The organism is uncultured Nocardioides sp., assembly GCF_902805925.1.
GTDB lineage: Bacteria > Actinomycetota > Actinomycetes > Propionibacteriales > Nocardioidaceae > Nocardioides.
This window is the reverse complement of the sequence record NZ_CADCUP010000092.1, coordinates 1-8,365: the sequence shown is the minus strand read 5'-3', so window position 1 is coordinate 8,365 and position 8,365 is coordinate 1. Positions and strand designations below refer to the sequence as shown.

Genomic DNA, 8,365 nt, shown 5'->3' with positions numbered 1-8,365 from the left:
GTGCTGACCACCCGTGACCACGTCATCGGCCTCGAGGCCGAGGCCGCCCAGCTCCAGGCGCAGGTCGAGCGGCTCACCAAGCGGCTCAAGGCCGGTCAGGAGCGCACCCAGAAGCTGCGCGACCGCCTCCAGGTCACCCGCCGGCGGGCGACGCGCGCCGAGCGCAGGCTGGCCGAGCTGACCGAGTCCCGCGCCTGGCGGGTCGGTGCGCTCCTGACCCGGTCGCACCGCAGCCGGCGGTGACCGGCCCATGACCGGCGCCCCGCTGTTCTCCGTCGTCACCCCGGTCTACGCCCCGCCGCTCGGCGTCCTCGCGGCGACCATCGACTCCGTCCTCGCCCAGGAGCACCAGGGATGGGAGCTCGTGCTGGTCGACGACCTCTCCCCCGACCCGGGCGTCCGCGACCTGCTCCGCCGGTACGCCGCCCGCGACCCCCGGATCCGGGTCGTCGAGCGCGAGACCAACGGCCACATCGTGGCGGCCAGCAACGACGGCATCGCCGCGGCCCGCGGCACCTTCGTCGCCCTCCTCGACCACGACGACCTGCTGCACCCCACGGCGCTGGCGCGCAACGCCGAGCGCATCGCCGAGCACGACGACGTCGACTACCTGTACTCCGACGAGGACAAGGTCGACGACGCCGGCACCCACTACGACACCTTCCGCAAGCCCGCCTGGTCGCCCGAGCGGCTGCGCGGCCAGATGTACACCGCCCACCTCTCGGTGATCCGCACCGACCTGGTGCGGGAGGTGGGCGGCTTCCGCGAGGGCTACGACGGGTCGCAGGACCACGACCTGGTCCTGCGCGTGACCGAGCGGGCGCGCCGGGTGGTGCACATCCCCGAGGTGCTCTACCACTGGCGCAACATCCCCGGTTCGGCCGCCGCGAGCGCCGGCGCGAAGCCGTACGCCTGGGCCGCCGGCCGCCAGGCGGTGCAGGACCACCTCGACCGGCTGGGGCTGGCCGCCACCGCCGACTTCGGCGCGCACCCGGGGATGTACACCCTGAGCCGGCACCTCGACCCCGACACCGTCGTCAGCCTGGTGATCCCCACCATCGGCAAGAGCGGCATGATCTGGGGCGCCGAGCGCGTGTTCGTCGTCGAGGCCGTCCGCACGGTGATGGAGAGGACCCGTCATCCGGCGCTGGAGATCGTGGTCGTCTACGACCCGCCGACGCCCCCGTCGGTGCTGCGCGAGCTGCGCCGGATCGCCGGCGACCGGCTGCGGCTGGTGGAGTTCACCGAGCCGTTCAACTACAGCCGGAAGATGAACCTCGGCGTGCTCCTCGCCACCGGCGACCGGCTGGTGTTCCTCAACGACGACGTGTCGGTGCGCTCCGACCACTGGCTCGAGGACCTCGTCGGTCCCCTCGAGGAGCCCGACGTCGGCATGACGGGCGCCAAGCTGTACTTCGGCAACACCACGATCCAGCACGCCGGCCACGCCTACAGCGGCGGCCACTACCTCCACCCCTTCATCGGCGAGCCGGGCAGCACGACCGCACCCTTCGGCAGCCTCAAGATCAACCGTGAGGCGAGCGGCGTCACCGCCGCGTGCTCGGCGATGCGGCGCGACACCTTCTTCGAGGTGGGCGGCTTCGCCGAGAAGCTGCCGCTGAACTTCAACGACGTCGACCTCTGCTACAAGACGCGGCGCCAGGGCTACCGGATCGTGTGGGTGGCCACCGCCGAGCTGTTCCACTTCGAGTCACGATCCCGCGAGCGGGTCGTGGAGAGGTGGGAGAAGGCCGTGACGGTCGCGCGCTGGGGGGCCCCGGTGCACGACCCCTACCTGCCCGAGAGCAGGCCGGTCCCGGCCGCTCCGGTGGTGACCGACGAGCTCGGTCGCTCCGACGTCGAGGCCCGGGTCGGCGCCCGGGTCGTGGACGCCGAGCGACCGTCCCGCAGGCTGGGCCGCCGACTCGTCCGCAGGCCGGCCCGCTGGCGCTAGCCGGCAGCGACCGGGGCGGCTAGGGGGCGAGGCTCGCCTTGTTGCGCATCAGGTTGCCCAGGACGCCGTTGACGAAGGCCGGCGACTCGTCGGTCGACAGCTCGCGGACCAACGCCATCGCCTCGGTCACCGCCACCGGGTCGGGCACGTCGTCGGCGTACAGCAGCTCGTAGAGGCCCAGGCGCAGCACGTTGCGGTCCACCGCGGGCATCCGGTCGAGGGTCCAGCCCTCGGCGTAGTCGCTCAGCAGCTCGTCGATGCGCTCGCGATGGGCGGCGACCCCGCGCACGAGCACCGCGGTGTACTCGTTGGTCGGGCCCTCACCCTCGGCGATCGCCCCGTCGAGCGCGGCCACCGCGTCCAGGGAGCGGAGCTCGGCGGCGAAAAGGATGTCGAGCGCCCGCTTGCGGGCCTTGGAACGCGCTGCCATCGGTCAGGACTTGACGCGGCCGAGGTAGGACGAGTCGCGGGTGTCGACCTTGACCTTCTCGCCACCGGTGATGAACAGGGGCACCGCGATGACGTGACCGGTCTCCAGCGTGGCGGGCTTGGTGCCGCCGGTGGAGCGGTCGCCCTGCAGGCCCGGCTCGGTCTCGGCGATGAGGAGCTCCACGGAGGCGGGCAGCTCGATGTAGAGCACCCGGCCCTCGTTGGTCGCCACGATGGCGTCCTGGTTCTCGAGCATGAAGTTCTTCGCGTCGCCGACGACCTCCGGCGGGACCTCGAGCTGCTCGTAGCTGGAGTTGTCCATGAAGACGTACGACGTGCCGTCGTTGTAGAGGTACTGCATGGTGCGCTTGTCGACGTTGGCCGTCTCGACCTTGGTGCCGGCGTTGAACGTCTTGTCGACCGTCTTGCCGGACTCGACGTTCTTGAGCTTGGTGCGCACGAACGCGGGGCCCTTGCCCGGCTTGACGTGCTGGAACTCCACGACGGACCACAGCTGGCCGTCCAGGTTGAGCACCAGGCCGTTCTTGAGGTCGTTGGTCGATGCCATGCGCGCGAGTCAGCCTATCGGTCGGGTGTCGTGGGCCGCCGGCCTCCGGGGCAGCTGGTGCGTCGAGGAGCTCACGGCGGGCGGGAGCGGGAAGTCTATCGGTCGGCGCGGTGGCTGAGGAAATTGCGTCGCCCGCCCACCGTGTGTAACAGGCGCCCGTCGACGCGACATGTACCGGGTGCAGTGCACCGGTGACGGCCCGGCTCGGGTCGTGTTCCCCCGATCGTGCCCCGGGGTCGACGCCGTCGCCGGTGCCCTGCTCGCGCCCGGCGCCCCGAGAGTCGTCATCCCCCGAGGCGGCTGTCGGGGCACCGGATGCCTGGGGGGCGGGTGTCTGTAGCCTGTGGCACGCACGCCGCCCGCGACGGAGACGCCACCATGATCGACCACCGGCCCGACCCCCGGCCGCTCGGCCTGCGGGTCGACGTGGCCCCCCGCGAGATCGGCCCGGAGCTCCTGCACGAGCTCGTCGCGATCTCGCGCGAGCGTGCCGACGCCCGCACCGACGGGGGCTGGCGGGTGGTGGCCGTCGCCGCCGCGGTCGCCCTGCTGCTCTCCGGTGGCGGCTACCTGGCCTCGCAGCAGGTCGAGCGCGACCTCGCCCCGGTGCCCGCCGGTCCGGTGGCGCCGGTCGATCCCGAGGAACGGGCCCCCGACGAGCGGCGGCAGGACGGCGCGGGCTCGCCGGACGCGTCCCGGGACCGGGTGGGCGTCCGGGACGCCGGCACCCGTCGTGCGCACTCCCCCGACCTCCGGGCGGACCCGAGCGCGGCCACGGGCGTCTCCCCGGCGACCGCGCGCACGGGCGCCGGCGCCGACGCCGCCGTCACCCGGGACCGCCGCCGCGACGACGCGGCCGAGGACCGGACTCGCGAGCGGGACACCGGCCGGACGCGCGACCCCGGCACGGACACGGACACGGACACTCCTCCGGTCGTTCCCACGCCACCTGACCCGGCGGTGCAGCCGCCGGGCGACGCCGCCGAGCCCGTCGACGGCTCCGTCACCGGGCCCGGTCCCGCGAGCGCGCCGGAGTGCTCGCGCGCCGTCCGTGACGACACCTGCCCGGCCCAGGGCCAAAACCAGGGCCAGGGCCAGGACCAGGGACAGGGCCCGCAGCAGGACACCGGCGGCAACGGGGGCGGCAACGGGGGCGGGAACGGGGGCGGCAACGGGGGCCACCCGTGAGCGGCTCGGCCGTCGACCGGGCCCGCGTCGGCGACGGGGAGGGGTGGCGCGAGCTGTACGCCGCCCACGCGGCGCGGCTCGTGGTCTGGCTGCGCACCTCGGAGAGCGGTGACGTCGCCGCGTCCGCAGAGGACCTCGCCGCCGAGGCGTGGCTGGTGGCGGCCGAGAAGATCGGCTCGTTCCGTGGCGGCGACGACGACTTCGCGGGCTGGCTGTTCGGGATCGCCCGCAACGTCGCGGCCAACGCACGCCGCCGCACCCGGCGGCGCAACACCCGGGCCACCGATCCGCACCACGGGTCGCTCGACCGGCTCGCCCCGCACCCCGGCGTACCCGGTCACCTCGACCGCGTGCGCGGGCTCCTCGACCAGCTCCCCACCCGCGAGCGCGAGGTGGTGGCGTGCCTGGAGGTCGTGGGCCTCGACGTCGCCGCCACCGCCGCGGCGCTCGGCATCAGCCAGGCCGCCGTCCGGGTGGCCCGGCACCGCGGGCTGTCGCGCCTGCGTCGCGGCCAGCCGGCGCTGGCGACTACCTAGGCGTCCGCGAGCAGCGCGAGGGCGTCCCGGTAGCCCTGGACCCCGCGCCCGGCGATGGTCGCGACCGCGTGCGGCTCGACCACCGAGGTGTGCCGGAACTCCTCGGCGCGCTGCCTCGGGTCGGAGATGTGCACCTCCACCAGCGGCGCCTCGAGCTGGGCGCAGGCGTCGAACAGCGCCAGCGAGTAGTGGGTCCAGGCGCCGGCGTTGAGCACCACCGGCACCCGCGCGTCGGCGGCGTCGTTGAGCCAGTCGAGCAGCTCGCCCTCGTGGTTGGTCTGCCGCAGCTCGACGTCCAGCCCGAGCTCCGCGCCCCACACCCGGCAGGCCTCCGCGAGCTCGTCGTGGGTGGTGCTGCCGTAGATCTCCGGCTGCCGGCGCCCCAGCCGCCCGAGGTTCGGGCCGTTGAGCACCCACACCATCACCGCTGGGCCCCCGTCATCGTCTCGTACGCCGCGCGCAGCACGTCCTCGGACGGTCCGGCCAGGATCCGCGGGCGGGCCAGGTCGTCGAGCACGACGAAGCGCAGCTGCGAGCCACGCGACTTCTTGTCGACCCTCATCGCGTCGTGCAGCTCCTCGAACGTGGCGCCCGACCAGGTGGTCGGCAGCCCGACCCGGCCGAAGGCGGTGCGGTGGCGCTCGGCGACCGCGTCGTCGAGCGAGCCGGCACGGCGGGCCACCTCCGCCACGTAGACGCACCCGATGGCCACCGCCTCGCCGTGCCGCACCGCATAGCCCGACGCCCGCTCGATGGCGTGGCCCATGGTGTGGCCGTAGTTGAGCACCTCGCGACCGGGATGGCCCTGCGCCCCGCCGGTCTCCCGGAGGTCGTCGACGACGACGTCGATCTTGACGGTGATCGCCCGCTCGACCAGCTCGCGGAGCACCGGGCTGTCGGCCGTCAGGTCCGCGGGATCGCCGGACTCGACCAGGTCGAGGATCGCCGGGTCGGCGACGAAGCCGCACTTGACGACCTCGCCCAGCCCGGCGACCAGCTCGGCGCGCGGCAGCGTGCGCAGCAGGTCGAGGTCGCAGAGCACCCCGGCCGGCTCGTGGAAGGCGCCCACCAGGTTCTTGCCGGCGCCGGTGTTGATGCCGGTCTTGCCGCCCACCGCCGCGTCCACCATGCCGAGCAGCGTGGTCGGCAGGTGCACGACGCGCACGCCGCGCAGCCACGTGGCCGCGACGAAGCCGCCCAGGTCGGTGGTGGCGCCTCCGCCGAAGGTGACGACGGCGTCGGAGCGGGTGAACCCCGCCGCCCCGAGCGCCTCCCAGCAGTCGGCGACCACGGAGACGTCCTTGCCGGCCTCGCCCGGCGGGAGGCCGAGGGCCAGCACGTCGTAGCGGACCGACAACGAGTCGACGACGGGCTGGGCCAGCTCGCCCAGCGTGCCGTCGTACAGGAAGGCGACGCGCTGGACCGACTCGCCCAGCACCGCGGGCAGGCGGTCGGCGAGGTCGTGGCCGACCACCACGTCGTACGGCGCGGCTCCGCGCACGGGCAGGACCCGCGCGCTCATCCGACCGGCTCCCCGACGCGGTCGGCCACCTCGCGGGCGACCTCGTCGGCGGTGCGGCCGTCGGTGTCGACGACGTGCGTCGCCACGGACTCATAGACCGGGGTGCGCTCGTCGAGCAGCAGCTTGATGCGGCCCCGGACGTTGCCGAGCAGCAGCGGCCGCCCGGCACCGAGGCCGACGCGGGACACGGCCTCGGAGAGCCCCACCCGCAGGAACACCACCGTGTGCCCGGCCAGGAGGGCGCGCGTGCCCTCCGCGAGCACCGCACCACCGCCCAGGGCCAGCACCCCCTCGTGCTCGCTCAGGGCGGACGCCACCGCGTCGGCCTCCAGCGCCCGGAAGGCCTGCTCGCCCGACTCGACGAAGATGTCGGGGACGCTGCGACCCGTGGCCTGCTCGACGTCGGCGTCGCTGTCCCGCACGGGCAGGCCCCAGGCCTCGCCCAGCAGCCCGGCCACGGTGGTCTTGCCGGCGCCCATCGCACCGACCAGCACGACCCGGGGCCGGGTCACCGGAACCTCAGGGTGTCGAGGTAGCCCTCCACGTTGCGGCGCGTCTCGCCCACCGAGTCGCCGCCGAACTTCTCCACGACCGCCTCGGCCAGCACCAGCGCCACCATCGCCTCGGCGACGATGCCGGCGGCGGGCACGGCACACACGTCGCTGCGCTGGTGGTGCGCCACGGCGGCCTCCCCCGTGGAGAGGTCGACGGTGCGCAGGGCCCGCGGGACCGTGGCGATCGGCTTCATCGCGGCGCGCACGCGCAGCACCTCACCGGTGCTCATGCCGCCCTCGGTGCCGCCCGATCGTCCGGACGTACGGCGCAGCCCGTCCTCGGTGGGCACGATCTCGTCGTGCGCCAGCGAACCGGGGGTGGCCGCGAGCGCGAACCCGTCGCCGACCTCCACGCCCTTGATGGCCTGGATGCCCATCAGCGCACCGGCCAGGCGGGCGTCGAGCCGGCGGTCCCAGTGGACGTGCGAGCCGAGTCCGGGGGGCAGGCCGTGGACGGCCACCTCGACGACGCCGCCGAGCGTGTCGCCGTCCTTGCGGGCCTGGTCGACCTCGGCGACCATCGCCGTGGACGTCTCGGGGTCCAGGCAGCGCACGGGGTCGGCGTCGAGGCGCTCGACGTCGCCGGGCGCGGGCACGAGCCCGTCGGGCGCGCTGACCGAGCCCAGGCGCACGACGTGGGAGACGATGCCGGCCCCGACCGCCTGCGCGAGGAAGTTCGAGGCGACCCGCCCCAGGGCGACGCGGGCGGCGGTCTCCCGGGCGGAGGCCCGCTCGAGGATCGGCCGGGCCTCCTCGAAGTCGTACTTCTGCATCCCCACCAGGTCGGCGTGGCCGGGCCGCGGACGCGTCAGCGCGGCGTTGCGTGCCAGCTCCTCCAGCTCGACCGGGTCGACGGGGTCGGCCGACATGACCTTCTCCCACTTCGGCCACTCGGTGTTGCCGATCATGATCGCCACGGGCCCGCCCTGGGTCTCCCCGTGCCGGACGCCACCGGTGATGGTCACCTGGTCCTGCTCGAACTTCATCCGGGCGCCGCGGCCGTAGCCCAGCCGCCGGCGGGCCAGGGAGTCGGAGACGTCCTCGGTGGTCACTCGCACGTGGGCGGGGAGGCCCTCGAGGATCGCGACCAGGGACGGACCGTGGGACTCGCCCGCAGTGAGCCAACGCAGCATGGTGGCAGTCTTTCACGCACGCCTGGGCCACCTCCGCCCCGGCCGCTGCGGTGGTCGTCCGGCGGGGCGACGGCGGGGCAGTGGCGGGGCGGCGGGGCGACGGCGGGGTAGTTAGGTGCGAAATGGTCGTCGGAACGGCGATCTGGCAGCCATTCTGCGCCTGACTACCCCGGTGGTGGGCCCCGACCCCGCCCCGACGCCGAGGCTCAGTAGCCCAGCGCGGAGGCGACCGATGCACCCCACAGCAGCCCGACGAGGGCGCCGGCCAGCATGAACGGACCGAAGGGGTAGCCCTTGCGGTCGACCACCCGCAGCCGGCTCAGCACCAGCCCGACGACGCCGCCGACGAGGAATCCCGCGTAGAGGCCGACCACCAGCTCGGCCCACCCGACGTGGCCGAGCGCGATGCCGAGCACGCCCGAGAGCCGCACGTCGCCGTACCCCAGACCGCGGGGGTGCACGAACCACAGCACGAAGAAGA

10 protein-coding genes and 1 pseudogene are annotated in these 8,365 nt (G+C 74.3%); 4 read left to right on the top strand and 7 right to left on the bottom strand.

Translation table 11 applies throughout. From position 1 onward, the window contains the following. Together QZX64_RS06585 and QZX64_RS06580 are read left to right on the top strand one after the other, a co-directional pair. Positions 1-243: hypothetical protein (locus QZX64_RS06585; RefSeq protein WP_295657804.1), on the top strand; the 243-nt coding region annotated here is incomplete at its 5' end. Positions 244-250: 7 nt separating this feature from the next. Continuing rightward, the gene (locus tag QZX64_RS06580; protein ID WP_295657803.1) at positions 251-1,954 is read left to right on the top strand and encodes a glycosyltransferase; all 1,704 of its coding nucleotides are present in this window, start codon (positions 251-253) and stop codon (positions 1,952-1,954) included. 19 nt (positions 1,955-1,973) lie between these two features. On the opposite strand, the gene nusB is transcribed toward QZX64_RS06580, so the two are convergent. Further along, positions 1,974-2,384: a transcription antitermination factor NusB gene (nusB, locus tag QZX64_RS06575; RefSeq protein WP_295657802.1), complete on the bottom strand. Its 411-nt coding sequence runs from the start codon at positions 2,382-2,384 to the stop codon at positions 1,974-1,976. Positions 2,385-2,387: 3 nt separating this feature from the next. Then, positions 2,388-2,951 (bottom strand): elongation factor P, encoded by a 564-nt coding sequence (gene efp / locus QZX64_RS06570; RefSeq protein ID WP_295657801.1) that lies wholly within the window; start codon positions 2,949-2,951, stop codon positions 2,388-2,390. Positions 2,952-3,329: 378 nt separating this feature from the next. Here efp and QZX64_RS06565 point away from each other — a divergent pair, with 378 nt between their 5' ends. Continuing rightward, positions 3,330-4,139 carry a hypothetical protein gene (locus QZX64_RS06565; RefSeq protein ID WP_295657800.1) on the top strand — a complete coding sequence of 270 codons (810 nt, stop codon included), beginning with the start codon at positions 3,330-3,332 and terminating at the stop codon, positions 4,137-4,139. Next, complete coding sequence (locus QZX64_RS06560; protein ID WP_295657798.1) at positions 4,136-4,675, top strand: RNA polymerase sigma factor; 540 nt, start codon at positions 4,136-4,138, stop codon at positions 4,673-4,675. The genes QZX64_RS06565 and QZX64_RS06560 overlap by 4 nt, the downstream gene beginning before the upstream one ends. Here QZX64_RS06560 and QZX64_RS06555 read toward each other — a convergent pair. The 5 genes and pseudogenes from QZX64_RS06555 to QZX64_RS06535 form a co-directional block, all read right to left on the bottom strand. Next, positions 4,672-5,097 carry a type II 3-dehydroquinate dehydratase gene (locus QZX64_RS06555; protein WP_295657807.1) on the bottom strand — a complete coding sequence of 142 codons (426 nt, stop codon included), beginning with the start codon at positions 5,095-5,097 and terminating at the stop codon, positions 4,672-4,674. The two genes, QZX64_RS06560 and QZX64_RS06555, sit on opposite strands and share 4 nt — an antisense overlap. Then, the gene (gene aroB, locus QZX64_RS06550; protein ID WP_295657797.1) at positions 5,097-6,197 is read right to left on the bottom strand and encodes a 3-dehydroquinate synthase; all 1,101 of its coding nucleotides are present in this window, start codon (positions 6,195-6,197) and stop codon (positions 5,097-5,099) included. Before aroB ends, QZX64_RS06555 begins: the two co-directional genes overlap by 1 nt. Continuing rightward, positions 6,194-6,709, bottom strand: coding sequence for a shikimate kinase (locus tag QZX64_RS06545; RefSeq protein ID WP_366558526.1), 516 nt, complete (start codon positions 6,707-6,709; stop codon positions 6,194-6,196). The genes aroB and QZX64_RS06545 overlap by 4 nt, the downstream gene beginning before the upstream one ends. Continuing rightward, positions 6,706-7,884, bottom strand: coding sequence for a chorismate synthase (gene aroC / locus QZX64_RS06540; protein ID WP_295657796.1), 1,179 nt, complete (start codon positions 7,882-7,884; stop codon positions 6,706-6,708). The genes QZX64_RS06545 and aroC overlap by 4 nt, the downstream gene beginning before the upstream one ends. Positions 7,885-8,090: 206 nt before the next feature. Beyond that, positions 8,091-8,365: pseudogene (locus QZX64_RS06535) on the bottom strand (prepilin peptidase); the annotation flags it as partial.

Excerpts from the sequence above, each read along its gene's own strand:
- QZX64_RS06580 (WP_295657803.1), top strand. The coding sequence starts at position 251 with ATGACCGGCGCCCCGCTGTTCTCCGTCGTCACCCCGGTCTACGCCCCG.
- nusB (WP_295657802.1), bottom strand. The coding sequence starts at position 2,384 with ATGGCAGCGCGTTCCAAGGCCCGCAAGCGGGCGCTCGACATCCTTTTC.
- QZX64_RS06565 (WP_295657800.1), top strand. The coding sequence starts at position 3,330 with ATGATCGACCACCGGCCCGACCCCCGGCCGCTCGGCCTGCGGGTCGAC.
- efp (WP_295657801.1), bottom strand. The coding sequence starts at position 2,951 with ATGGCATCGACCAACGACCTCAAGAACGGCCTGGTGCTCAACCTGGAC.
- aroC (WP_295657796.1), bottom strand. The coding sequence starts at position 7,884 with ATGCTGCGTTGGCTCACTGCGGGCGAGTCCCACGGTCCGTCCCTGGTC.
- QZX64_RS06555 (WP_295657807.1), bottom strand. The coding sequence starts at position 5,097 with ATGGTGTGGGTGCTCAACGGCCCGAACCTCGGGCGGCTGGGGCGCCGG.
- aroB (WP_295657797.1), bottom strand. The coding sequence starts at position 6,197 with ATGAGCGCGCGGGTCCTGCCCGTGCGCGGAGCCGCGCCGTACGACGTG.